Source organism: Cobetia sp. D5, assembly GCF_035666195.1.
GTDB classification, from domain to species: domain Bacteria; phylum Pseudomonadota; class Gammaproteobacteria; order Pseudomonadales; family Halomonadaceae; genus Cobetia; species Cobetia amphilecti.
In genome coordinates this window covers 1,491,583-1,516,329 of record NZ_CP142020.1, presented here as the reverse complement: position 1 = coordinate 1,516,329, position 24,747 = coordinate 1,491,583, and the positions used below count along the sequence as shown (strand labels likewise).

Here is a 24,747-nt window from a genome sequence, read left to right as displayed (position 1 = left end):
TATGTCTACTGCATCACAAACGCCTCGTTCTTCACACCGCGAAGATTGGCGACCTGATTGGAGCAATCTGGTCAAAGAGATGTTCCTCAGGCTAGCGCCACGAGCCATGTCCCGAAACCCAGTAATGGCCGTAGTCGGTGTAGGTACCCTGGTCTGCGGCCTATATACAGTGCTGGCTGCTACTCAAGGCAAGAATCTCGTTTTTTCGTTGGCCGTCACACTAGTACTGCTCGCGACCCTATTGTTCGCTAATGGAGCGGAAGCCTTAGCAGAATCACGAGGAAAAGCGCACGCTGGCAGCCTGCGGGCAACACGAGGTCAACTCAAGGCACGTAAGCAGGAAAAGGATGGTAGTGAAACCATGGTGGCCGCCGATACGCTGCGCCGTGGTAATTACGTTAGGGTCATTGCCGGCGAGTTAATTCCAGCCGATGGCGAAATCATTGAGGGCGCAGGCTCCATCAATGAATCTGCCGTCACCGGTGAGTCTGCACCAGTATTACGAGAATCCGGTACCGATAACAGCGGAGTTAGTGCCGGTACTAAGTTGCTCTCTGACGAGCTGGTGATAGAGGTCAGTGTCAATCCAGGCGAGTCACTCCTGGATCGTATGATCGCCCTTGTGGAAGGTGCCAACCGTCAGAAAACGCCAAGTGAATTAGCTTTATCAGTATTGATTACTACCCTCACACTGATTTTTCTGATTGTCGTTGTTACCTTGGTGCCCATGGCAGAATTTGTCGGTATCACACCATCGCCAGTCATGTTGGTGGCACTGCTAGTATGTCTAATCCCAACCACCATTGGCGGATTGTTACCGGCCATCGGTATTGCCGGGATGGAGCGGGCAATGCGCGCCAACCTCATTGCCAAATCGGGCAAGGCCGTCGAAATTGCTGGTAGCATCGATACTCTGCTGCTCGACAAGACCGGCACTATTACGCTAGGTGACCGCCAGGCTACTGAATTCACTCCTTGTGATAATGTTCCCAACGATCGGTTACGTGATATCGCGTTCCTGTGCTCGCTGGATGACCCCACACCGGAAGGGAAGTCCATTGTCAATCTGGCTCGTGATAAGGGTGCCGCACTCTCTCTAGACAATCGAGCCACATTCATACCCTTCTCGGCCTCGACACGCCTTTCCGGCATCGATTCTCCCGATGGTAGACAGCTACGAAAAGGCGCTACAAATGCCATCGCGACGTTCGTACAAGAACAGGGCGGCCATGTACCTGCCTCGTATCAGCGTCTTATAGAGCGTATTTCTCGCGATGGGGCTACGCCACTAGCAGTAGCCGAAAACGACCAACTGTTAGGGATCATCGCCTTATCCGATGTTATTAAGGACGGTATCGCGGAACGCTTTGCCCAGCTTCACGAGATAGGAGTCAAGACGGTGATGATCACCGGCGATAACCCAATCACGGCAGCAGCGATCGCAGCAGAAGCTGGGGTAGACGATTACGTAGCGGAAGCCACCCCAGAGCGCAAACTGGAGATCATTCGAAAGGAGCAGGCTTCGGGACGCTTGGTGGCAATGATGGGGGATGGCACGAACGACGCTCCGGCACTGGCCCAGGCCGATCTTGGCCTTGCCATGAATTCAGGTACCCAAGCAGCCCGTGAAGCCGGCAATATGGTGGATCTCGATTCTGATCCAGGCAAACTCCTGAGTGCGGTAGAGATCGGCAAGCAGCTACTCATTACCCGAGGGGCGCTGACTACTTTTTCGCTCGCCAATGATATCGCCAAGTATTTCGTCATATTGCCAGCACTCTTTGCCGCCAATATCCCGGCCCTACAAGCTCTGAACGTCCTCGAGCTGCATTCACCGCAGACTGCTGTGTTATCCGCTGTGATCTTCAATGCTCTCGTCATCCCGGCACTGGTGCCGTTTGCGTTGCGAGGCGTACGCTTTAACGTCTCTTCAGCGACAGAACTGCTTCGTCGAAACCTGCTGATCTATGGACTCGGTGGTATCTTGCTGCCCTTCCCTGCAATCAAGCTGCTCGACATGCTAATGGCTAGCTTTTACTAGGAGTTCGATCATGAACGCTATACCTATGACACGTATTTCAATGCTAGCGTCGCTGCGGCTAGTGATTGTACTGGCCAGCTTACTGGGATTGTTTTACCCCTTTGTGGTTACAACGTTAAGTGGCACCTTCTTTCCCCACCAAGCGACTGGCAGTATGCTATATGGTCCTCAGGGTAAGGTGGTGGGCTCAACGCTGGTGGGCCAGTCATTCAGGGGGGCCGAGTACTTTCATGGGCGTCCTTCAGCAGCCGAGTATGCCCCTAACGAAGTCTCAGGCTCCAACCTTGCACCGAGTAACCCCGCCTTACGAGCACGTGCTCTAGAGGAGGTACACCAACTGCATTTGCGCGATGGGCTTAAGCCTGGAGAAATCCCTATCGACTTGCTGGCCGCATCGGGTTCAGGTATCGACCCGCACATCTCTCCTGCTGCCGCCATGGCTCAAGTCCCTAGGATCAGCCGGGAGCGGGGCCTACAAGCATCGTCGATAAAACAGGCGATTCAGGCGGCAACTCAGTACGAAGGCTTTCTTGGCAGACCTTCCGTTAATGTCCTGACTTTGAATCTTGCCCTGGATACAGGTGCACTCGAGGGTACCTCAGATGAGCTACAAGAATACGACGAGTGACACCACGATTTCACGCCCTACCCCAGAAGCTTTTCTAAAGATCGCGCGCCAAGAGGGGCGCGGTCATCTACGAATTTTCCTCGGCGCCGCCCCTGGTGTCGGGAAGACGAGCGCCATGCTCCGAGCGGCCCATGAGCGAGCCGCCGAAGGCGAGAATATCGTGATAGGAGTTATTGAGTCTCATGGGCGGACGGAGACTGAGCAACTCTGCCATGGCCTCGACCGCATTTCGCTCGTTACGCGAGAACATCGGGAACATCAGTTTCAGGAGTTCGATTTAGATGCCACTCTCGAACACGCACCAGCAATCGTATTGGTCGATGAATTAGCCCATCGCAATATACCCGGCGGCCGTCATCCACGTCGCTATCAAGATATCGAGGAGCTTCTCGATATAGGCATTGATGTCTGGACAACTCTGAATGTCCAGCATATCGAAAGCTTGAATGACGCTGTTGCTCGTATCACTAACATTCGAATGCGCGAAACGATTCCTGATTCTCTCATTACCCGCGCCCGCGATATTACACTCATCGATTTGACACCCGAAGAGCTTATCCAACGACTAAAGCAGGGCAAAGTCTATATTCCCGAGCAAGCACGCGCGGCGTTAGATGGGTTCTTCAACATAGCGAATCTAACCGCACTGCGCGAGCTAGCGATGCAGACCATGGCAGAACGCATCGAGAACGATGTACGCGATTCCATGGGCATACATGGCGTACCTGGCCCATGGCCGGTACGTCCAAAAATTCTCGTTGCCTTGAGAGGCAGCACCGATGATGCCACGCTGATTCGTGCAACCCACCGCATGGCTGAACGAGGTAACGCTACTTGGCAAGCTGTGTATGTGGACATAGGCAATGCCGATTCTTCAGAACGCTCGGAACTTGAGAAAAGTAGCCAGTTGATCGAGCGCCTCGGTGGCGAAATTACTGTATTGTCCGGAGAAAGCCGTGTTGGCGAGCTACTTGATTATGCTCGTCGTCTAAATGTTACCACTCTCATGGTCAGTCGTTCTGAGAACTCTTTTTGGTGTAACTGGCAGCGCTCCTTCAGCAAACAACTTTTGCGGAAAGCTCATGAGTTCGACCTGATCGTCATCGCCGAAACTGAGCGATATAAGCCCTTGCATCGTATGAAGCGATCACTAGCACGATTGTCTATTCGTGAATGGCTCCTTCCAATATGTATATTGCCTATTACGCTGGGCTTGTCATTACTTATCGATCATATGATGGCACTTGCGAATCTATCGCTAATCTTCTTGACAGGGGTGCTAGTAACAGCTGTCTATAGTGGCACACGGTCTGCCATGCTTAGCGCTCTACTCAGCTTTCTGGTTTATAACTTCTTTTTCACCGAGCCTCGTTACACCCTAGCGATGAGCCATCGGGATCAATTTATTACAGTATTCTTCTTTCTTGTCGTAGCCCTGATTGGTGGCCAATTGGCAGGACGAGCTCGTCGTCAATTAGTTGCCTTGCGGGAAAGCCGTGACCAAACTCAGCGACTTTTGCAGTTCTCACGTGCTTTAGCAGTAGCAGCAGATCACGCCAGTGTCCGTACTATTGGCATGAGCACTCTAGCCGATTGGTTACAAGTCCCCACAGTCTACCTAGAACTAAGTCCAGAAGATGAAGCTCCGCAAGTGACCGAGTCATATCCCGGCTTGATAACGCTGGATAATACCGCCAAGCAAGCGGCTGCGTGGTCTTATCATCAACGGAGGCGGAGTGGCCACGGATCTCATACACTAGCGATCCAGCGGTGGCGATTTATCCCATTGGTCGAGGGCGATACTACCCTAGGGGTCGTCGGGTTGGCTCTAGGAGACAGGGAGGCCCCGCTCGACCATAGTCAGGAAATTTTGACCGATACTCTGATCAACCAGCTGAGCATGGCTCTCGGACGAACACGACTGGTCAATGACCTTGGTACAGCGAAATTGGCGGAGGAGAATGAACGGCTACGCTCAGCCTTGCTCTCCTCTGTATCTCACGATCTACGTACTCCTCTAGCATCTATCATAGGGTCAGCCAGCTCTCTGAGAGATCTCGACGACCAGCTCTCCCAAGATGACAAGCGCGAACTACTCGACGGAGTACTGAGTGAAAGCGAGCGTCTGAACCGCTATATTCAGAACCTGTTGGACATGACGCGTTTAGGCCATGGCTCTTTGAAAATCGAACGAGATTGGGTCAGCCTCAGCGATCTGATCAATGCCGCCTTGAACCGCTTGGGGTCAGCACTAAGTGATATCAGAGTCGAGCGAGACTGGGCCGATAACTTGCCCCTACTCTATGTTCATCCCGCGCTGATCGAACAGGCACTAGTCAACGTTATCGAGAATGCAGTCCGATTTTCACCTTACAATGGGCGGATCCACATTAATGCCGCCCGCCAGCACGATGATATGATTATCCGTATTACCGACGAAGGACCTGGTATTCCCGAGTACCTGCGCGAACAGGTTTTTGACATGTTCTTTACCGGTGGTGAAGGCGATCGTGGTAAACATGGAAGCGGCTTAGGATTGGCTATTTGCCGAGGTATGATCGGTGCGCATGGTGGCTCTATCGACGCCGAAGCCAATTCAGGAGACACAGGAACTCGTATTGTGATACGCCTACCATTGATTGATTCAGAAGGTATTAAACAGAAGACCGAGGGCGAGCATGGGCGCTGATCATCCCCGCATACTGGTTGTCGACGATGAAATGCAGATTCGACGATTTTTGCGTATCAGTTTAACCTCACAAGGCTATGTCGTGTCCGAAGCTGAAACAGGTGGCTTAGGACTACTCATGGCTATGAGTGACAAACCAGATCTTGTCTTGCTTGATCTAGGCTTGCCCGATATTGATGGCCAGGAAGTGCTTCGCACTATTCGCGATCAAAGCGATATTCCAGTCGTAGTCGTCTCGGTCCGTGCCTCAGAGAATGAAAAGGTCGCATGCCTCGATGCGGGTGCCAATGACTACATCACCAAACCATTTGGCATTCAGGAACTTCTCGCTCGAGTTAGAGCAGTACTGCGTCAGCGTCGCATTGTCAACGAAGTAGATATTTCGCGACGTCTGCAAGCGGGTGAGCTGATCATAGACCTCGAGACACGAAGGGTGACACTCTCCAGCCACCCGATCAAACTCACACCCAAGGAATACGCTGTGCTCACCATGCTCGCTGAGCATCCGGGGCGTGTCATTACTCAGACACAACTTCTCAAGCAAATCTGGGGCCCGGTACATGTAGCGGATACACATTATCTCAGGATCGTGATCAGTAAGCTTCGACATAAACTCGGCGACTCTTCTGATAATCCCCTGATTATCCAGACAGAACCGGGCGTAGGGTATCGACTTTCAAACGTCTAAATCGTCATACAAGTGAAGGCTCTCCTTTCCATGTAATTCATCAACTCTATAGAGATTAACTCACCAATACATAACAATTTAAATAGCCGACATGCCTAAGCATTAAAATATATAAACCCAGGATATTTAAACTAAAGAACTCCTGAAGACTATATTTAAACCCCAAAGATTGGTTGTATGGTGCCGGATGATCGGATTTAGAGTTGTCTGAAAGCGACACATCCAAACTGGTTCATGATAAAACTTACGCAAAAGAGGCGCGTAGAGTGACGCAATGGGGCGTGACGGGTATCATCCCCAGCCCGTTCATCGCAGCCGAGGGAGGTTTCCATGCCGATCCTGCACAGCATCATTCACCGCATCGACAAGGGCAACAGCGAGACGCCGGCCCAGCTGTTGCCTGCCGACAACACCTTGCCGGCATCCGATGCACTGGAGGATCTGGTGTCCGGGCTCAATGATGCCTACCACGGCAAGGCCAAGAACTGGGGGCGTTTCAATGAAGACGCGCCGGCCGCCTTCCCCACCGAGCTGGCGTCTTTCCTCGCAGGGGATAGCGATTTTGCGAGCCTGACCCAAACGCTTGCCGGCCGTCTCATGCCGTTGATCGATGACAACCTCCCAACCGGCGGGCATCTGCTGGTCGTGGATCACCAACAGGGAGAAACGCGTCATCTGTTCATGGCGTTGCTGCACCATCGTGATGGCTTTGCGATCGACGAGACCCTCGCGGTAACGCCTGCCCGTCAGCTAAACCTGACCCAGATGTCGCTGGCCGCACGACTGGATATCAGTCAGTGGCAAGGTAGCTCCACGTCTCACCCCTATCTGTCATGGGCACGTGATCGCGGACGCACCAAGCTCGCCGAGGCCTTCGCCGAAACGCTGGGGGCACAGGAGCAGCGGGATGCCGGTCAGGAAACCCGCACCCTGCTCAAGGCCTTCAGTGACTATGTCGAGAAGGAAGATATGGCCGAGGAAGCCAGCCGCGAGAAGACCGACACGCTGGTCGACTACGCCACTGACCAGGCCAAGCTCGGCGAGCCGATCACGCTGGATCAGCTATCTGAGCTGATCGATGAGGAGCGCCCGCAGGCCTTCTACGATCACATTCGCAACAGTGACTACGGACTGTCACCGGAGATCCCGCCGGACAAGAAAACCCTTAACCAGTTCAAGCGCTTCACCGGGCGCGCGGCAGGGGTCTCGATCAGCTTTGATTCGCACCTGCTGGGCGACTCGGTGGAATACGATGACGCCAGTGACCGACTGATCATCAAGCAGGTGCCGACGGGTCTGCGTGACCAGCTAAAGCAGCGCTAAAGCCTCTGATCAGACAGCATGGCCCGATGCATGTCCGTCACACACACGAAGGCCAGGCATTTGCCTGGCCTTCGTGTGTGTGACAGGAGCCATGTGCCCTGGCTTTTACAGGCCTTCGAGAATCTCATTCATCTGGGCGCGCACACTCTGCAAGCCATTGCCAGAGAGATACCAAAGCCCCGGGGATAGCACTGTGACACCAATATCCGCACCGCCCGCATCGGCCAGCGCGGCTTTCAGCGTATCAACATCCATCGGGGTCTGACCGATGGCAGCACTGCGATCAACCACATACAGTGCATCCGGTGCCATTGCAGCGATATTTGCCGGTGACAGCGGGTAGAAGGTCCGCTCGCCACGGCTGACCGGCTTCACGGAATCCGGCAGTGCCGGCTGGTCGATCTGGAGAAGCTCTGCCACGATCGGCTCTTTACGCAGGACATAGCGACCGTCGTTATGGATCACGACCAACGCTTCAAGATCTTCCGCCAGCCCATCACGAGCCGTCGCGATATCCGATTCAAGCGCTGCCAAGTGCTCACGTGCCTTTTCCTCAGCATGATACGGAGACGCCAGGCTCAGTACGTTGCCGCTTAGTGCTTCGAAGTAGTCGCCTTCTTTGAGAGTGACATCACGCGTTTCTGCCACAGCCTTGAGCGCCTCAAGTGATCCGGACTGACGGCCGGTGACGAGAATCAGGTCCGGCTCCAATCCCGCGATCGCCTCGACATCAGGCTCCTTGAGCCCGCCGACATCTGCCCGATCTTTGACCAGATGCGACACATAGGCGGGCGCAGACTGGTGTGGAAGCCCGACGAGATGCTCGGCTAACCCCAGCTCATCCAGCGTATCGGCAGCGCCCCAGTCCAAACTCACGACGGAAGGGCCATGCTCTCCCCCAGCGACTTCGTGTGCCTGTGCACTCAAGGGTAAAGCAGCCAACAACAGAGTAGAGACAGATAAGGTGAGCCCAGCGACGTTCATCGACATCCCCTTTATTGAATAATAATTAATATCATTTGCGTTTGCGATCCTAGCACGGCTTTTCCTCAAAATCATGCAACTGCGCGTTGCACAACCTGCAATTCATGAACGACCCCATGCCGCTGCAGGGGGTTGCGAAAAACGCAACCCTGTCAGTAATGAAACATGCCTAAACTAAAAAATACGAATGTTTATCATTTGTTTTCTCAATAACCAGAAGCAAAGATCGACGCTGATGCGATAGCGCCTGTCGCATCCCCCCCTATGCAAAGTCGACGTCAACAGAGCACGCACTGGCCAATAACATAAAAAATCTCGTGGCCCAATAACGACATAATCGCGACCTCAAGGATCCAGGAACATGACAGCCCCCGCACTCCCCTTTGCTCGATCAGCCTTGGCTATCGGTATCGCCGCCGCTTGCCTACCTGCCGGCGTACAAGCTGATGACTCCAGCCAGTTGGAACCGGTAGTGGTAACAGCCTCAGGCTACGAACAAGTGATCTCAGATGCCCCCGCCAGTATCTCGGTTATTACCGGCGAGCAGCTCAACAAGCAGTCGTATACGGACATCACGGATGCCGTCGATAATGTGCCTGGCGTCTATGTCACGGGGGGCGGGAATTCTCAGGACATCAGTATTCGAGGGATGGATAACAGCTACACGCTTTACATGGTCGACGGCCGCCCTCTCTCGGCTGGCCGCTCCGTCAATACCAACGGCAATGATGAAGGCAAGCAGATCGGCCTCCCCCCGATCTCAATGATCGAGCGAGTGGAAGTTATTCGCGGGCCAATGTCATCCCTATACGGCTCACAAGCCATGGGCGGCGTCATCAACATCATCACCAAAAAAGTGGCCGATGATTGGTCTGGGTCTGTCACGACGGAATATACCCACTCGCTCAACGACATCAGCAATGACGGTCAGCAGCTGAGTTTCTATACCAGCGGGCCGCTCATCGAAGGTCTGCTCGGCCTCAAGGTCCACGGCAACTGGACCGGTTATGAAGAAAGCGATTATCAGGGCAGTGATGACAATGCCGAAAGCACGCCTGACAGCGATATACGTCAAGGGGGAGCCGAATTCACGCTGACCCCAGATGAGGATAATGCGTTCACGCTCGGCTATACCGCGTCCAAGAAGGAATATACCCACAATGCTGGCGTGAGCATCGCAGATGACACCGAGACCAGTCGCTACCGCTATGACAAGGATGTCTACACTCTCGGTCACAAGGGGAATTACGGTAGTTTCCTTACGGACACCTATCTGCAGCACGACATCTCGGAGAACGTGCTGGACTCCGATGACGAAAAGCGCGAAGAAGTCACCACGTTCAACAACCAGACCACGTACTTCTGGGGCGATCACATGCTGACCTTCGGCGGTCAGTACAAATTCGAGCAACTGACCGATGAGACCAACGGCTTGCTGGACTCAAATGTCCCGGGGGCTGTTGATAATGTCGATCGCTGGATTGCCGCGCTATTCGTCGAGATGGAATGGAGTCTCACCGAAGATCTCAACGTCACCACCGGAGTCCGCTACGACGACGATGAACTGTTTGGGGGCCACCTCTCGCCACGCGTCTATGCCAATTATCACCTTGACCCGCAATGGACACTCAAGGGCGGGGTCTCCACGGGCTACAGTCAGCCGAGTCTATCCGCTGCGACAGAGGGCTTCGGACGTCGAACTGGCCAGGGCAGTGCCATCATCATCGGCAACGAGGAGCTGGACCCGGAAACCAGCACCAACTACGAGCTGGGTACCGTCTTCCAGAACCAGTCAGGGACGCTCAGTGCCGGTGCTACCCTGTTCTACACCCAGTTCAAGGACAAAATCTCTGAAGATCGCCTCTGCCAAGGTCCGGATGCAGGTTTCTCCGATCCTGCCTTCCGCGAGTGCAGCTATGCCGGCACTGATTACTATTTCGTCAGCACCTACCGCAACATCGACGAAGCTGTCATGCAGGGCATCGAGCTGTCACTGGACTATGCCATCACGCCAAGCGTGAACCTTAGCTCCAGCTACACCTACACAGACTCCGAGCAGAAAAGTGGTGAATTCAAGGGCGAGCCCTTGAACAAGGTCCCGGAACATATGCTCAACGTCGGGCTGGACTGGCAAGCGACTTACGACCTCAACCTGTGGGCACAGGGGAACTACCGTGGCGAAACCAGTGATTACCTGTCACGTACCAGCATGAGCGAAGGCACGCCGAGCTATACCTTCTTCGATGTGGGTGTCGTCTATGCCTTGAACGAGAACGCTCGCGTCAAGGCAGGCCTCTACAACATCGCCGACAAGGAAGTCACCAATGACACCTACGGCGTGGTGCTGGATGGCCGCCGGTTGAACCTTGGGCTGACCATGGACTTCTGACCTTCGATTAGATGCATTCATGCTTACACGACAAGGGGAGCCTCGGCTCCCCTTGTCGTGTTTCAGTTCAGAGCATCAGAAGGGACCGTCAGCCACGATGACAGGTGCCTTTACCAGCCCTCCCCTATCAGGCATCCACGAAGATCACTTCCCCGGTGATGAAGCCATCGACGGAGCGCTCGAATGCCTTGCCGACCAGCGCGCCAGGCACTGGCTGGAAGCCCGGCATCATCTCGCCATACACTTCCCAGGCCTCTTCCAGCACGGTGGGATTGATGGCGTTGATGCGCATGCCACGTGGCAGTTCATAGGCGACGCACCTGACGAAGGTGTCAATGGCACCGCTGGTGGTGGCATCCGCTATCGCCATGGGGATCGGCTTCACGTTGAGAATGCCGCTGATCAAGGTGAAGGACCCACCCTCGGCGATGTAGCGCTGACCAATGCGCACGAGATTGATCTGGCCCATCATCTTGCTCATCACGGTGGTCATCCACTGGGATTCGCTCATCTCGCCAAAATCCGCGTATTCGCAATAGCCAACCGTGTTGACCACTGCATCAAAGTGCCCCACCTGCTCGTAGAGATTGATGATCGACTGCTCGCTCGTGATATCGACGATATGGTCGACCTCCCCGGAACGCCCTGCGGTGATGACCTTGTGATTCTTCAGCCCGGTCAGTGCCGCTTGCCCCATCTTGCCCAGTGCACCGATAACGATGACGGTTTTCATATTGCGCTGCCCCTGTGGTTATCAAGTGATGTCTCCATCGAGTTCGCACAGTGTAAGAAGGCAGCAATACAAACAGAAACAAGCGTTTTATGTACATGCTACAAGCTATACTGGTATCACAAGCACCTCAGTGCGATTGCCCTGAAGCCACTGACACCACGAGGCAAACCATGGCCAAGCTGGAACGACTGGAAATCAAGCAACTGCGCGTCTTTCAAGCATTGCTTCGCGAGCAGAATGCTTCCCGGGCAGCGGGTCAGCTGGGACTGACGCAGCAGGCAGTGAGCGAACAACTCAAGAAGCTGCGCGATATCTTTGGCGATCGCCTATTCCTGCGCAAGACACACGGTCTGGTGCCGACCCCGCATGCACAGTCCCTGGCGCCCCAGATCGATGCGATCCTGCTCGAGCTTCAGACCCTGCTCACCCCCCAGAAGTTTGACCCGGCAGCCGCACGCGGCACCTTTGTCATTTCGGCAACCGACTACGCGCAGCAGATCGTACTACCGGCGCTTCTGGCTGAGCTGCGCCGTGACGCCCCGGGGCTCAAGATCGTGGTAAGAGATTTCGAGATTGATAGCCTGCATGCCCTGATGGAGAGCAATCACGTCAACCTGGCCATCGCTTTCCCTGACTATCTGCCGGAATCCTATCCCACTCAGCATCTCTTCTCCGATCGCCATATATGCATGACGTCGCGCCACTCCTCGATCGCCGACAAGGCCGTCACGCTGACGGATATCGCGCGCCATCCCAATATCATTGCCTCGCCCTCACGCCCGAACTTGAAAGGATCATTGGATGACTGGTTCAAGGCGCGCGGCCTGACACGCAATGTCGCGATCTCCGCCCCCTGCTTCTCGGTTGTCCCCGCCTACCTGGAGGCCACAGACTCAGTAGCCTTCCTGCCTGCCAGAGCCGTGACCGAGAGCGAATTGGTGGAGTTAGCACTCGAAGCGCTGCCGGAACCTTTCGAGGTCACCGCCGCCTGGCATCCTCGCTATAACGACGACCAGCTTCATCAGTGGGTCGTGACCAAGCTGATTGATGTGACTGGCTCATGACCTGCCAGGTAAGCATGAGGTAATCAAAAAGCGCCCGGCAATATTGCCGAGCGCCTTGAGGGTTTAGAGAGAGAAATCAGTCAGCGTTAATTGGTCGATTTCTTTCAATCATGCTGATGGAGATTGCCAGGAAGAGGATGTCCTTCACCAGGAAGAAGTTGGCGATCAGTACGCCATCCGTGACCTTCCAGACATCAGGTGTCGTGAACAGAAAGCTCAGGGTGGACAAGAAGATGATACTGCCGGCAATCCCTGCATAGTAGCCCACCTGGCGATACTTCAGACCGACAATCATGGCGATCGCCACCAGGATTTCTGACAGCCCGACCAGATTGGAGACCATCTGAACCGACATCACGTCATACAACCAGCTCATGGCAAAGTGATTGGCCACCAGCGGCTCGATCAATCCCGCCTCCGTGGGCGTAAACTTGTAGATACCCAGCCAAAAGAGCAGGAGCACTACGCCAAATACACCGACGTAGTAGCCATAACGTCCCTGATTCACTGCCTGAGAACCCTGCTGCATGCTGATATCTCCAATTGCATCACTTCGTGATAGAAGTCGATTGAGTATTCCGACAAGGCTGTCAGGTCAGCGTGTTGCACGGGCTGTCTCCATGACATCTTGCGTTCGATGCAGGGAGATACGGGCTTGCCGTACAACCGGATGCAGCGAAATAGGGTTTTCACCTTTCTCTTTATATCAGAGGACATCAGGCACCTTGGAGGCTCCCCCTATGTGCTTGACCACAGAGCCACTCACGACGCTGACGTCGAGGGTATTCGGCAGCTAAGCCCGGCTTCTTCCAGCAACCATTCCCGGAATGCCTGTACCTTGGCCACATGAGTGACCTCGGGTCGGTGGATCACGTAATAGGCTAGAGAGGAGGCACACATCACCTCATCAAACAGCCTGATCAGACGCCCCGATACAATGTCATCGTGAACCATTACCCCACGTGCCAACGCAATGCCCTGACCATCGATCGCGGCCTGCAGCACTGCGGCAGAGTTGTTGATCTGCAGACCACGCGATGAATCGGCATCTGCGAGACCAGCCTTCCTGAACCAGCCGCCCCACGATGGAAAGCCGTCATAGCCTTCCATGGACAAGTCATGGATCAGGGTCTCGTCCAGCAGGGCTGCGGGACTTTGCAGGCGATGAGGGTCACGCAACAATTGTGGCGAGCAGACGGGATAGACCGCTTCATGCATCAACGCCTGCGCCACCACGCCTTTCCACTTGCCAGGCCCGTAACGTACCCCGATATCCACCCGCTCCCGCGAGAAATCGACCGGCTTGTGGTTGGTGTCCAGGTGCACATCAATGTCCGGCCACGCCGCCTGGAACCGGTGCAATCGCGGCAGTAGCCATTTGGCGGCAAAGGCGGGGCTGACCGTCACCGTCAGCACACTACGCCGAGTGCCATCCTTGAGGCGCTCCACCCCGAGTGACAACTTCTCGAACCCGTCGCGGATGTCCGGCAATGCCTGCTCTGCAAGCTCTGTCGGGATAAGGCGTGTCTTGCCACTGCTGGCACGATGAAACAGCGAGTCACCCAGCCACTCCTCCAGTCCCCGCACAAGTTGGCCAACAGCGGCAGGGGTCACGTGCAGTTCCTCTGCCGCAGCGGCAAAGCTCTTGTGGCGGGCGCTCGCTTCAAAGGCACGCAAGGCATTCAGATGGATAGGCGATGTCATGTCGGTAAAGTTTTTCTTTCCCTATAGCCTAGTTAATCTCGTTTGTTGAATGTTCGATCAGCTTCCAGAATACGCCGCATTGACGGATCGTGACAGCTCATAGGTGTCTGTCCTGCCCTGCTCATGCCATGGCGCTCGAATGAGATGACCGCCAAACATGGAAAAAGGTTTTCTTCCCTCTCTCGCCTTCGTGGAGATGCCCTACATGCACCTCAATGCCGACTTCTCACAACGTGCCAGCATCACACCGGATCATTACCAGTGGGTTCCGTCCCCTGAGGGTGGGGTCGAACGCATGATGCTGGACCGTATCGGAGAAGAGAAAGCGCGGGCCACCAGCCTGGTTCGATATGCACCAGACTCCCACTTTTCAGCGCATGAGCATCCACAAGGCGAAGAGATTCTCGTGCTATCCGGCACCTTCACGGAAAATGGCTCGCTCCACTTCCCTGCAGGCTGGTACCTGCGCAACCCGCCAGACTCGCGACACACCCCCAGCAGCACCGACGGCTGCGTGATCTTCGTCAAACTGCGACAGATGCAGCCCGAGGAACAGGACGCGGTACGTATCAACACTCAGGACCCGGCCAACTGGCATGAGCAGGATGGCCGCGAGGTCTGCCCGCTGTATAGCAGCGCCACCGAACAGGTGAGCCTGCAGCGCTTGCCGCCACATGCCGAGCTTCCACTGATGACACACACTGGCGGTGCTGAACTGATGGTGCTGAAGGGTAGCCTGCACCCGGGACACGGGTCCTGCCCTGCCGGCAGTTGGCTGCGCTTGCCAGCTACCGAACCGCTGGCGCTCTCCGCCGGCACACAGGGTGCGACCTTCTACCTCAAGACGGGGCATCTGACCGCCATGGAGGATGCATGAACACGCCTTCGCCACGCATTGCCATCGTCGGGGCGGGGCTTTCAGGCCTCTATGCTGCCTGGCAACTGGAGCTGCACGGCATTCATGACTACCGGGTCTTCGAAGCCCAGCAAGTCATGGGGGGCCGTATCGCCTCCGTCGCGCCGCTCCTTGCCGAGACAGGGCAACAACACCGCCTGGACCTGGGCCCGACCTGGTTCTGGCCTGAGCATCAGCGCGAAATGGGGCAACTGATACAGACACTGGATCTGGAATGCTTTGCACAACATACAGCAGGCGACAGCATCCTGGAGCGCGCCACGGACAAGAGCCCTCTGCGCACCGCTGGCATCAGGGATTCACTGACCGCCATGCGTGTAGTGGGGGGGATGGAAACGCTGATCGAGCGACTGCGTCGCGATATTCCCGCGAACAAGGTACTGACTGGGCAGGTCGTCCGTCATCTCGAGCGCTTGCCAGTTGGGATTACGCTGAGCGCCGAGGATGGCAGCGGGCAACGCATGAGCTGCGAGGTGGAGCAGGTCTTGTTGGCCGTCCCGCCACGCCAGGCACTCCAGCATATCCAATTCACGCCGGCACTCCCGAGCACCTTGACAGCACGGTGGCAGCAGACCGCGACCTGGATGGCACCTCATGCCAAATACATCGCGGTCTACGATCGTCCCTTCTGGCGCGAGGCCGGCTTGTCCGGCACCGCACGCAGCGCGCGTGGCCCGATGGTGGAGATTCACGATGCCAGTCCAATGGAAGGCCTCGGTGCACTCTTCGGATTCGTGGGGGTACCAGCTGGTCACCGACGTCAGATCACACCGGAGGCATTACGTCAGCACTGCCGCGCACAGCTGGGTCGCTTGTTCGGTCCTCAGGCGGCCAGCCCCCAAAGCGATGTCCTCAAGGACTGGGCAACCTCACCGTTCATCGCTAGCCCGGCAGACCTGGAAGGCGTGGCATCCCATGTCTCGGTCCCGCCACCGGAAGCGAATGACGGTCCTTGGCATCAACACCTGTTCGGCATTGCCAGTGAATGGTCGCCGCAATTCCCGGGTCACCTTGCGGGCGCCATCGATGCCGCTACCCGGGGTGTCGAGCGGATGCTGGGCGCTCGCCAGTCAGGCACTTAGCCAGACACACAGAAGAAAGACACAGACAGATTCGGAGAGACCACCGGACGCACACCCAGACAGATATTGAGCAAGACCCTCTCACTTTTCTCACACATCTTTAGACGAAGACACACAAGGACTCACATGACTGCTGTATTTTCCCCCGAGACACTGAACGCGCTATGGACCTGCTTCGTGATGGCCCTGGCGGCCAGCAGCATTGCAATCTCGATCACCCAAGGTGAACTGTTCGCACCACTGCGCCAGCACGCACAACGCTTCGGCCACATGATCGGCCACCTCTTCCAATGCTTCTTCTGCATCAGCCACTGGGTGGTTTTCGCTGGCATGGTGTTCTATCACCCGACCCTGACTCACAGTGGCTTCGTGCTGGTGGACTGGATCCTGGCCGGTTTCTTCACCTTGACCCTCTCCACCCTGGTAAGCGGCCTGCTGTTCAAGGTGCTGCTGACCGGCATGGCAAAGAAAGTGCGCGACAAGGAAGTAAAGGAAATCTTCGCGGCTAAATGACCACCTGGTCATGCCCCTGAATACATCACACCAACTGCCCTGCGCAGCCAGATAATCCGTTTCATAGCTTACACGTGGCGATGCTCACACCACATCGCCCATCCCCGCAATGGCTACTTCCCACCATCATTGCCTCGCCCAACGACAAGCGCCACTACGACGTACGTGCGTGCATCCGTCCCGGGGCATGGCATTTTTCTAGACACAGGAAGCCCCATGTCACAGTCAAATTCCTTCCCGCAATCAGGCACCACCCTATCCTCCTCCTCCATGGCGGCAGGTCTTGAGACAAAACCACGTGTCACTCCCTGGCAAGACGGCGATGCCGTCCCTGCTGATCTGTTGGAAAGCATGCAAGCACGCCGCCCCAATCGAGAGCTGATCGGTATCGATCGTTATCTGCTCAAGAGTGTGCCTCTCGCCACGGGCTGGAATGGCCTGCTGGGCCGTGTACGAAAGGACTTCACGCTCAGTCTGGAATATCGCGAGTTGATCATGTGTCGCGTGGCCGTGCTCAATCGGGCCGAGTTTGAATGGCAGGTACACCAACCCGCCTACCTGGAGGCCGGCGGCACACAGGAAAAATGTGACGCGCTGCGTGAGGAAGGCATTTCATCTCGTTTCAATGAAGAAGAGCGTGCACTGCTGGCGCTGACCGATCAATCGACCCGCCAAGTGGAAGTCGATGGCGACATCATCGAGACACTCAAGACGCTGTTCGGTGAACAACAGACGGTCGAAGCCGTCGCCACGGTTGCCGCCTATAACATGGTCTCTCGCTTCCTGGTGGCCTTGGCGATCTGAGAGAGCTGCTGACACGAAACGCTCAGCAAGCAGTGCTCGTCGTGACAGGGGCCATGCCCGTGATGAGAGGTGAGTTGCCAGTCGTTACCGAGAAGATTTTCCTCTGCAGGCAAGCCGTCGCCCTATATCGACGCTCATTGGGAATTACTTCATAATCGCAACGCTGATGATAATGATATGCAACTGCTGGTGATGTGAACTCCTGTGCAAAAGTCAGCATCTCCCCATCGCTAGCGCTGTCCCTCCACTTCTCAACGAGCACAACATGAAGCCCTTTCTCACCACGGCCACCTGCGGCCTGTTACTAGCAGTCAGCAGCAGCGTCTCTGCCGAAGCCATCACTTTGACCGACATCGCTGGCCGTCAGGTTACCGTCGATGCTCCCGTGAAGCGCATGATTCTCGGTGAAGGCCGCCAGGTCTATCTGCTGGGGGCTCTGCAACCCGAAGCCCCCTTCGAGAACGTTGTCGGATGGCGAGAAGACTTCTCTCAGGCGGATCCCGATAACTATGCCCACTATGCCGAGCGCTTCCCCGAACTCGAGAAGATTCCAACCTTCGGTGGCTTCAAGGATGGCACCTTCGATGTCGAGCAGGCGGCAGCCCTGAAGCCGGATGTGGTGCTGATGAATCTGGAAGCGCGTCAGGCAACCGAAGACGCAGCCTATGACGACAAACTGGCCCAGCTGGACATCCCGATCGTCTATGTCGACTTCCGCGAGGATCCACTTGAGAACACCACGCCTTCCATGCGCCTGATGGGCCAGTTGCTGGGCAAGGAAGACAAGGCGGAGGCGTTCATCGCCTACACCGAAGAGCAGATGGCACGCGTCACCGATGTCATCGCGAAGCAAGACCCACAGCGCCCTGACATCTTCATTGACCGTGCCGGCGGTTACTCCGACGACTGCTGCATGAGCTTCGGGCCGGGCAACTTCGGCGAATACGTTGATCTGGCCGGCGGCCACAACATTGCTGAAGGCATCATTCCTTCCACCTTTGGCACCCTGAACCCCGAGCAGATCATTGCCGCCAATCCTGAGCATGTCGTCGTGACAGGGGGAAGCTGGGACGCCTATGTGCCGGGCGGTAAATGGGTCGGTGTCGGCCCGGGGGCCGATCAGGATCTCGCTCGCGAGAAGCTTCAGGCCCTGACCCAGCGCGTGGCCATGACGGGCATTCAAGCCGTCGAGGACGACAACTTCCACGCCATTTGGCATCAGTTCTACAACAGCCCCTACTACTTCGTGGCGGTTCAGAAGATGGCCAAGTGGTTCCACCCGGAGCTATTTGCCGATCTTGACCCGGAAGCCACCATGCAGGAGCTGCACGAACGCTTCCTGCCCGTGGACTATGCACCTGGCTACTGGATATCGCTGAAAGATGAATGATGTCACCTCTTCCACTCCCCTCTCTCAAGGGGGGAGTCACTACCGCGCCTCGGTGGTCAAGCGGCAGCTGATTCTGGTGTCACTGGGCGTGGCACTGTTATTGAGCCTGTGTCTGGATCTATCGCTCGGTCCGGCACGCTTCCCTCTCGACGAGGTCATCGCGGCACTGATCTCACCGGACTCCGTCAGTAATCAGGTGCGTGTCATCCTGTGGGAAATCCGCATGCCCGTCGCGCTGATGGCACTGGTGGTCGGTGCCAGCCTGTCGGTGGCTGGCGCCCAGATGCAGACCATCCTGAGCAACCCCCTGGCGAGCCCTTTCACTCTGGGCATCTCGGCAGGCGCAAGCTTTGGTGCAGCATTGGGACTCGCCTTCGGTGTCGCGATCATCCCGGCGGCCCTCGACTATGTCGTGCCGATCAATGCGTTCGTCATGGCCATGATCACGGCCTTCTTCATCCACGCCTTGAGCATGAAGCGTGGCGTGACGATCGAGACCATCGTGCTGCTCGGCATTGCCATGGTCTTCATCTTCAATTCGCTGATGGCCCTGATCCAGTTCTTCGCCAGCCAACAGGCCGTAGCCGCCGTGGTCTTCTGGACCATGGGCAGCCTGACCAAGGCCACCTGGCCCAAGTTCTGGGTCTCGCTCGGCGTTCTGGCGGTCGTGTTACCGCTGTTGGCGCGTCATGGCTGGGCACTGACGGCTATGCGCCTGGGAGATACCAAGGCGGAAAGCATGGGGGTCAAGCCCAAGGCGCTGCGTCTGGAAGTGCTGGTACTGGTCTCGCTACTGGCTGCCATCGCCGTGGCCTTCGTCGGCACCATCGGCTTCATCGGTCTGGTCGGTCCACATATCGCGCGACTGCTGCTGGGGGAAGACCAACGCTTCTTCGTACCCGGCTCTGCCCTGTGCGGGGCGCTGATTCTCTCGATCGGCTCGGTGCTGTCGAAGATCATCCTGCCGGGTACGGTGATCCCGATCGGTATCATCACCTCACTGGTCGGCATTCCCTTCTTCCTGTTCCTCATCCTGCGACAGAAGTCATCCTCATGGTAACGCTCACGCTTGATCGCTTGTCCGCCCACTATGGTCGCCGCCAGATTCTGGCGGAGGTCACGACGCCCTGCTTTGAAGGGGGCCAGGTGGTCGCCTTGCTGGGCCCCAACGCCGCCGGCAAGTCGACCTTGTTCCGGCGCATTCTCGGGTTGATCGACGGCGGTGGGGAGGCACGCGTCGAGGGCGCGACTCGTCAGCGCCCCATCGGCTATATGCCACAGGACACCGGCGTCAATGCCGTGCTGACGGTCTATGAATCAGTGCTTCTGGCGCGCATGCAGGGCCGCAGCCTGAAGGTCCAGCCTGAGGACATGGCCGAAGTGGAGCGTGCGCTGGACGATCTGGGAATCAGTGCGCTGGGCGAGCGGGATATCGGTGACCTGAGCGGGGGCCAACGCCAGTTGGTGGGCGCGGCCCAAGCACTAGTGCAATCACCGGAGATTCTGCTGCTGGATGAGCCAACCTCCGCACTGGATCTGCATCGCCAGCTGCAGCTGTTGACCATTCTGCGCCGCCTCGCCCGCGAGCGAGGCATGCTGATCATTGCCGCGCTGCACGACCTGGGCCAGGCACTGCGCTTCACGGACCAGGCCATGCTGCTTCAGAACGGCCGCCTCATCGCCAGCGGCCCGACCGCCGAGGTGGTCACCCCGGAGCGGCTACGTGAGGTCTATCGCGTGGCTGCCCGCATCGAACCCTGCTCCCAGGGGCAGCCACAGCTCATCGTCGAAGAGGCCATCTGATCTGACGCCCTTCGAAGGCGGCCAGCCCTGCTCCTGCCAGCATCAGGGGCAGGGCGAACATGAAACCGCTCGAGATGGGGGCATGGAAGATCAGCAGGTCTGCCAATATCGGCCAGAGCAACGCGACATACTCGAAGGGTGCCAGGCGGGAGGCTTCGGCGTAGCGCAATGCCAGTGTCATGCAGATATGCGCGGCCCCCCCGAACAATCCCGATAGCACCAACAATCCCAACGCCTCTTGGGAAAGCGGCGCCCACCCCATCGGTAGTGTCGCCAATCCTGCCAAGGCCGAGACCAGGATGAAGTAGAAGGCGATCGCCCCGGCCGTCTCGGTACGCGAGATACGCCTTACCGTCAGCAGCGCGCCAGTCGTCAGCAGTGCCGAGAGTACCCCCAGCACGTAGCCGGTCACATTGCCGGTACTGCTCTCGAAGTGCAGCGACGGCAGAATCAGCACCAATACTCCCACCAAGGCCAACCCCAGCGCCAACGCCCGCTGACGACTGAACCGCTCCCCCAGCAAGACCACACCGCCCACGGCCATCATGACCGGGGTCAGCTGTGCCAGTAGCGTCGCCTCCGAAATGGGCAGCAAGGCAACCGCCGCAAAGGAGGCAAACATCGCAGCCGCGCCAAAACCGGAGCGCAGCAGATGCCCTCCCGGTCGACGGGTCGCCAGACCACGCGGGAACTCCTTGCGCCACATCATGAAGATCAAGATCGGAATCAAGGCAAAGGCCGAACGAAAGAACACCGTCTGCCCCACTTCCACCGTCTCGCTGACCGCCTTCACACACACCATCATGCCGGTGAACAACACACCGGACAGCAATCTGAGAACAATTCCGGCCAAAGGCCGATCCGCCAACTCCGTCATGACTATCGATTCGCTACGCGGCTGAAAGAAAGGCAGCATTCTCCCGATTCCCTCGACGGAATGCCATGGCAAAGTGCCATGCTAGTGGCGAGTTTTCGCGGTAATGAGGCCGACCCAGTGCGAACGCCCCTTTTCCACCACTTTCATTCTCAGCCCTACCACGGATTAGAGAGAAATTGCTCATGATGCTGTCACATGGCCGCTCTCCCCTCATCGTGGTCACACTGCTTAGCAGCCGACAAGTCATCTCGCTAGCCAAGGCAGATCAATGGTTCTCGGACACTCAACATTCTCCAATGCCTCTGACGAAATGAAGTAGCGCACGAAACGAACCGACGGGTGATATTTACGACCTCTCATTCTTCTGCTAAATTTAGTTTATCGAGGCAAAATCCTCGATCGGGTTTGGCGACTCGAAACCACAAAGGCGCATAAGCGCCCCAAACCATGGTTGGCGCTTTTTTTGTGCCTGCCATGCGTTATGGCGGTCGTGCGCGGGAGACCCTCGGGTCTGCCGGTGTCCTTTGTGGCCGGTTCGCCAACCTGCGTACGGCCGCCCCCATCACTGTTTGGCGACAGCGGGAGCGGCTCCAACACAAAGGAGCTTCAACCATGGTCATTCAGACTACGGCATCCCCGCGTAGCCCCGATTTGCCTACCCCCTATGGCGGCTATCCCGATCCCCCTTCCCGAGACTGCCGTGCATGCGTCGTTAGCGACTGCAGCGAGGTGCTGTCATGACCTCGAATCCCTCTCACACCATCCCAACATCCTCATCTTCTTCTCTTGCGCCCTATGCTTCGGGCAAGACGACAGCTGGGTCTACCAAGACGCTTGAGACTTCAGCGTCACCTGATGACTCGTCATCTACTGCCATTTCAGAAAGTCAGCATCGCTCTCCTCCCTCTCACACCTCGAGCACTCCCACATTCCAAGGCTCCTCGGCTGCAGCAGCTTATCGACGAGGACAGTTGATCAAACAGCACTTCCAGCAGTGGCTGAAAGCACTGAAGGATAAACCGACTCATTTCACGAAAGTCAGCTGCCGCAACGAGCTGATGAAACATCCAGAGTTGGCGGGCTATAAACCCATTATTGTCCTGCAGCGTGTCGGTGACCTGATCGATCGCCTGGTTATTGATGGTCATGCTGTCCAGTCCGACACCATCGGCAAGCGTCGCCGCGTCTATCAACTCATCGATAGCACTTCGGAGCGTTCACCGGATATCCCACTGCCGAGCAATCGACAGGATCTTCGCACGTCGAAAACCGATGGCACATCGCACCTGTCACTTGATGAAGCACTGCAGGAACAACGTCGAGTCTTGAAAAAATCCATGCGGGCCGCGAAGGCGGAAGCCGAGCACCTCTATCAGTTGGCAAAGAACTATCCAGAAGCGAAACCAGACATCGTTCCACTTCAGGAAGATGCGATTCAGCGCGCCTGTGAACTTCAGGGACAACTATCCGCCGTGCTAGCGCTCTCTGCAAAACGCCATGCTGGAGGTGCATTATGACGCCGCGTCAGATCAATCGATTACTGCCCTCTCTGACAAGCCCGACACTCAGAGCCTGGCAAGCGCGTTGTGTTGAGACAGCGCTTCAACGCCTTTCGGATCAGCAGCCCCATTTCCTGTGCCAGGCCACCCCGGGTGCGGGCAAGATGCTGATGGCAGCCGTCCTGACTGAGGAGCTGATTCTCAACGGGAGCATTGATCACGTCATCTACCTCGGCCCCACCTCCGCCGTGGTAGAGCGTGCACGTGAGACGTTTTCGCAAATTCTGGGGCGCCCCATGCAGGGCCGGCTGGGGGATGTCGGTATCGCGCTGACCTATCAAGCGCTCAGCTTCCGCCTAGAGGAGCTCAAGCAACTCTGTCGCCAAGGACGTGTCCTGCTGGTCTGGGACGAAAGCCACCATGCCGCCGGCGCAACAGCATGCGCCGCAAAAAACGCCTACACCAGCTCGGCAGCCACCGGCGCCAATCAGTGGGGATTGGCGCTCTTGGCATTGGAGCGCGATGTTCGCTTTACGCTCGCCTTGTCAGGCACTCCTTGGCGCACTGATGGCAGCTGTCTCCCCATGCTGCGTTATATGGCGCCGAGTCATGAAGTCGCCACGACATCCGAGCAAGCGGTGCCAACACTGCCATCGGCTGACAGTGACCGCCTCGCGCTGATCCCAGACTTCACTTATACCCTGCGTGATGCCATCCAGGATGATGTCTGCCGTACTCCCCAGATATACCTGATAGATAACGACGACATACGTCTGGTGGCAGAACAGCAGGCGCAGCGTGAGACACTGTATTACCAAAGCATCCCGGCCTTGTTACGTCATCCCGGGGTGCATTACGCCGCCTTGCTGCGTCACCCGGGGCCTCAGCAGCATTTGCTGGACGTCAGCTGCCAACGCTTGCGACAGCTTCAGGAGAAAGACCCGACCGCCGCAGGATTGGTGGTGGCATCCAATATTTCTCATGCAGAAGACATTGCCGATTGTCTGAAACAGATGGGTCAGACGGTGTGCCTGGTAACCAGCCAGACGGAAGGAGCGCACGCACGACTTGAGGCGTTTCGCTACGGCCATACCTCGTGGATTGTCTCCGTCAACATGGTCAGTGAAGGGATCGACATTCCCCGCCTGCAAGTATGTTGCTACCTCAGCCACGTCAGAACCGAGCAGTATTTTCGCCAGGTACTGGGCCGAATCATTCGGCGTCGACATGCACAGGATGATGCGTGCTATTTCTATGCGCTCAACGAAAGCACGATACGGCACTACGCCTACCGGCTGTTTGACGACTTGCCCGACGAGCATGCTGCGATCCAACTAAATCCCTTCTCCTCCCCGACAGTACCCGCCCCAAACGTCTCTCCAGCCAATGATTCGATAGGCTCCAACAATCCTGGCACGAGCGTAGAACTACCCACGATTGAAATGAATGGCGCGCTACATGCTCAGGCCCCCATGAGTGAGTGTGTGAGCCTGTCAGAGGGAATACGAGAGATGACTCTCGATCTGGCAAATGATGTGGCGTTCTCCAACGCCTTCTTGGCGCGCCTGGTATCGCTTTGATCACAGGAGACGATTCGGCAGCCCCGCCTGCACAAAAAGC

The 24,747-nt window shown here is 56.7% G+C and carries 21 protein-coding genes; 16 read left to right on the top strand and 5 right to left on the bottom strand.

Annotated elements, in window-relative coordinates:
• The first annotated feature begins 1 nt into the window (after position 1).
• The 5 genes from kdpB to U0O11_RS06380 all read left to right on the top strand — a co-directional run bounded on the left by kdpB (position 2) and on the right by U0O11_RS06380 (position 7,369).
• Positions 2–2,041: a potassium-transporting ATPase subunit KdpB gene (gene kdpB, locus U0O11_RS06400; protein WP_215824235.1), complete on the top strand. Its 2,040-nt coding sequence runs from the start codon at positions 2–4 to the stop codon at positions 2,039–2,041.
• 10 nt (positions 2,042–2,051) lie between these two features.
• Entirely contained in the window at positions 2,052–2,669 is a 618-nt protein-coding gene (gene kdpC, locus U0O11_RS06395; protein ID WP_215824234.1) for a potassium-transporting ATPase subunit KdpC, read from the top strand.
• On the top strand, positions 2,644–5,358 hold the full coding sequence (locus tag U0O11_RS06390; RefSeq protein ID WP_324692201.1) for a sensor histidine kinase KdpD: 2,715 nt from the start codon (positions 2,644–2,646) through the stop codon (positions 5,356–5,358). The genes kdpC and U0O11_RS06390 overlap by 26 nt, the downstream gene beginning before the upstream one ends.
• Positions 5,348–6,046 (top strand): response regulator transcription factor, encoded by a 699-nt coding sequence (locus U0O11_RS06385; protein ID WP_324692199.1) that lies wholly within the window; start codon positions 5,348–5,350, stop codon positions 6,044–6,046. The genes U0O11_RS06390 and U0O11_RS06385 overlap by 11 nt, the downstream gene beginning before the upstream one ends.
• A 330-nt stretch (positions 6,047–6,376) precedes the next feature.
• A complete protein-coding gene (locus U0O11_RS06380) occupies positions 6,377–7,369 on the top strand; it encodes a nucleoid-associated protein (RefSeq protein WP_324692197.1) in 993 nt (330 codons plus the stop codon).
• Between the two features lie 105 nt (positions 7,370–7,474).
• Here the strand turns inward: U0O11_RS06380 and U0O11_RS06375 are convergent, their stop codons facing one another.
• A complete protein-coding gene (locus U0O11_RS06375) occupies positions 7,475–8,353 on the bottom strand; it encodes an ABC transporter substrate-binding protein (RefSeq protein WP_324692195.1) in 879 nt (292 codons plus the stop codon).
• Between the two features lie 361 nt (positions 8,354–8,714).
• Here U0O11_RS06375 and U0O11_RS06370 point away from each other — a divergent pair, with 361 nt between their 5' ends.
• Complete coding sequence (locus U0O11_RS06370; RefSeq protein WP_324692193.1) at positions 8,715–10,742, top strand: TonB-dependent receptor domain-containing protein; 2,028 nt, start codon at positions 8,715–8,717, stop codon at positions 10,740–10,742.
• A gap of 127 nt (positions 10,743–10,869) precedes the next feature.
• Here U0O11_RS06370 and U0O11_RS06365 read toward each other — a convergent pair whose 3' ends face one another.
• Positions 10,870–11,475 (bottom strand): short chain dehydrogenase, encoded by a 606-nt coding sequence (locus U0O11_RS06365; protein ID WP_324692191.1) that lies wholly within the window; start codon positions 11,473–11,475, stop codon positions 10,870–10,872.
• A gap of 170 nt (positions 11,476–11,645) precedes the next feature.
• Here U0O11_RS06365 and U0O11_RS06360 point away from each other — a divergent pair, with 170 nt between their 5' ends.
• Positions 11,646–12,539: a LysR family transcriptional regulator gene (locus U0O11_RS06360; protein ID WP_324692189.1), complete on the top strand. Its 894-nt coding sequence runs from the start codon at positions 11,646–11,648 to the stop codon at positions 12,537–12,539.
• Between the two features lie 76 nt (positions 12,540–12,615).
• On the opposite strand, the gene U0O11_RS06355 is transcribed toward U0O11_RS06360, so the two are convergent.
• Both U0O11_RS06355 and gcvA read right to left on the bottom strand, forming a co-directional pair.
• Entirely contained in the window at positions 12,616–13,068 is a 453-nt protein-coding gene (locus U0O11_RS06355; RefSeq protein WP_324692187.1) for a DUF417 family protein, read from the bottom strand.
• A gap of 233 nt (positions 13,069–13,301) precedes the next feature.
• Positions 13,302–14,243 carry a transcriptional regulator GcvA gene (gcvA, locus tag U0O11_RS06350; RefSeq protein ID WP_324692185.1) on the bottom strand — a complete coding sequence of 314 codons (942 nt, stop codon included), beginning with the start codon at positions 14,241–14,243 and terminating at the stop codon, positions 13,302–13,304.
• Positions 14,244–14,400: 157 nt separating this feature from the next.
• Here gcvA and U0O11_RS06345 point away from each other — a divergent pair, with 157 nt between their 5' ends.
• From U0O11_RS06345 to U0O11_RS06315, 7 genes are all read left to right on the top strand, one after another.
• Positions 14,401–15,120, top strand: a complete 720-nt coding sequence (locus U0O11_RS06345) for a cupin domain-containing protein (RefSeq protein WP_324692183.1) — start codon at positions 14,401–14,403, stop codon at positions 15,118–15,120.
• Positions 15,117–16,241, top strand: a complete 1,125-nt coding sequence (locus tag U0O11_RS06340; RefSeq protein ID WP_324692181.1) for a flavin monoamine oxidase family protein — start codon at positions 15,117–15,119, stop codon at positions 16,239–16,241. The genes U0O11_RS06345 and U0O11_RS06340 overlap by 4 nt, the downstream gene beginning before the upstream one ends.
• Before the next feature lie 126 nt (positions 16,242–16,367).
• Positions 16,368–16,754, top strand: a complete 387-nt coding sequence (locus U0O11_RS06335) for a DUF1360 domain-containing protein (protein ID WP_324692179.1) — start codon at positions 16,368–16,370, stop codon at positions 16,752–16,754.
• A gap of 216 nt (positions 16,755–16,970) precedes the next feature.
• Complete coding sequence (locus U0O11_RS06330; protein ID WP_324692177.1) at positions 16,971–17,558, top strand: carboxymuconolactone decarboxylase family protein; 588 nt, start codon at positions 16,971–16,973, stop codon at positions 17,556–17,558.
• Positions 17,559–17,823: 265 nt separating this feature from the next.
• Positions 17,824–18,948 (top strand): ABC transporter substrate-binding protein, encoded by a 1,125-nt coding sequence (locus U0O11_RS06325; protein WP_324692176.1) that lies wholly within the window; start codon positions 17,824–17,826, stop codon positions 18,946–18,948.
• Positions 18,941–20,008, top strand: coding sequence for a FecCD family ABC transporter permease (locus tag U0O11_RS06320; protein WP_324692174.1), 1,068 nt, complete (start codon positions 18,941–18,943; stop codon positions 20,006–20,008). Before U0O11_RS06325 ends, U0O11_RS06320 begins: the two co-directional genes overlap by 8 nt.
• Positions 20,002–20,751, top strand: a complete 750-nt coding sequence (locus U0O11_RS06315; RefSeq protein ID WP_131431749.1) for an ABC transporter ATP-binding protein — start codon at positions 20,002–20,004, stop codon at positions 20,749–20,751. The genes U0O11_RS06320 and U0O11_RS06315 overlap by 7 nt, the downstream gene beginning before the upstream one ends.
• Here U0O11_RS06315 and U0O11_RS06310 read toward each other — a convergent pair.
• Positions 20,729–21,628, bottom strand: a complete 900-nt coding sequence (locus U0O11_RS06310; RefSeq protein WP_324692171.1) for a DMT family transporter — start codon at positions 21,626–21,628, stop codon at positions 20,729–20,731. The genes U0O11_RS06315 and U0O11_RS06310 overlap by 23 nt on opposite strands.
• A 737-nt stretch (positions 21,629–22,365) precedes the next feature.
• On the opposite strand from U0O11_RS06310, the gene U0O11_RS06305 reads away from it, so the two are divergent.
• Together U0O11_RS06305 and U0O11_RS06300 are read left to right on the top strand one after the other, a co-directional pair.
• On the top strand, positions 22,366–23,145 hold the full coding sequence (locus U0O11_RS06305) for a hypothetical protein (RefSeq protein WP_324692170.1): 780 nt from the start codon (positions 22,366–22,368) through the stop codon (positions 23,143–23,145).
• Positions 23,142–24,707 carry a DEAD/DEAH box helicase gene (locus U0O11_RS06300; RefSeq protein ID WP_324692168.1) on the top strand — a complete coding sequence of 522 codons (1,566 nt, stop codon included), beginning with the start codon at positions 23,142–23,144 and terminating at the stop codon, positions 24,705–24,707. The genes U0O11_RS06305 and U0O11_RS06300 overlap by 4 nt, the downstream gene beginning before the upstream one ends.
• The last annotated feature ends 40 nt before the right edge of the window (positions 24,708–24,747 follow it).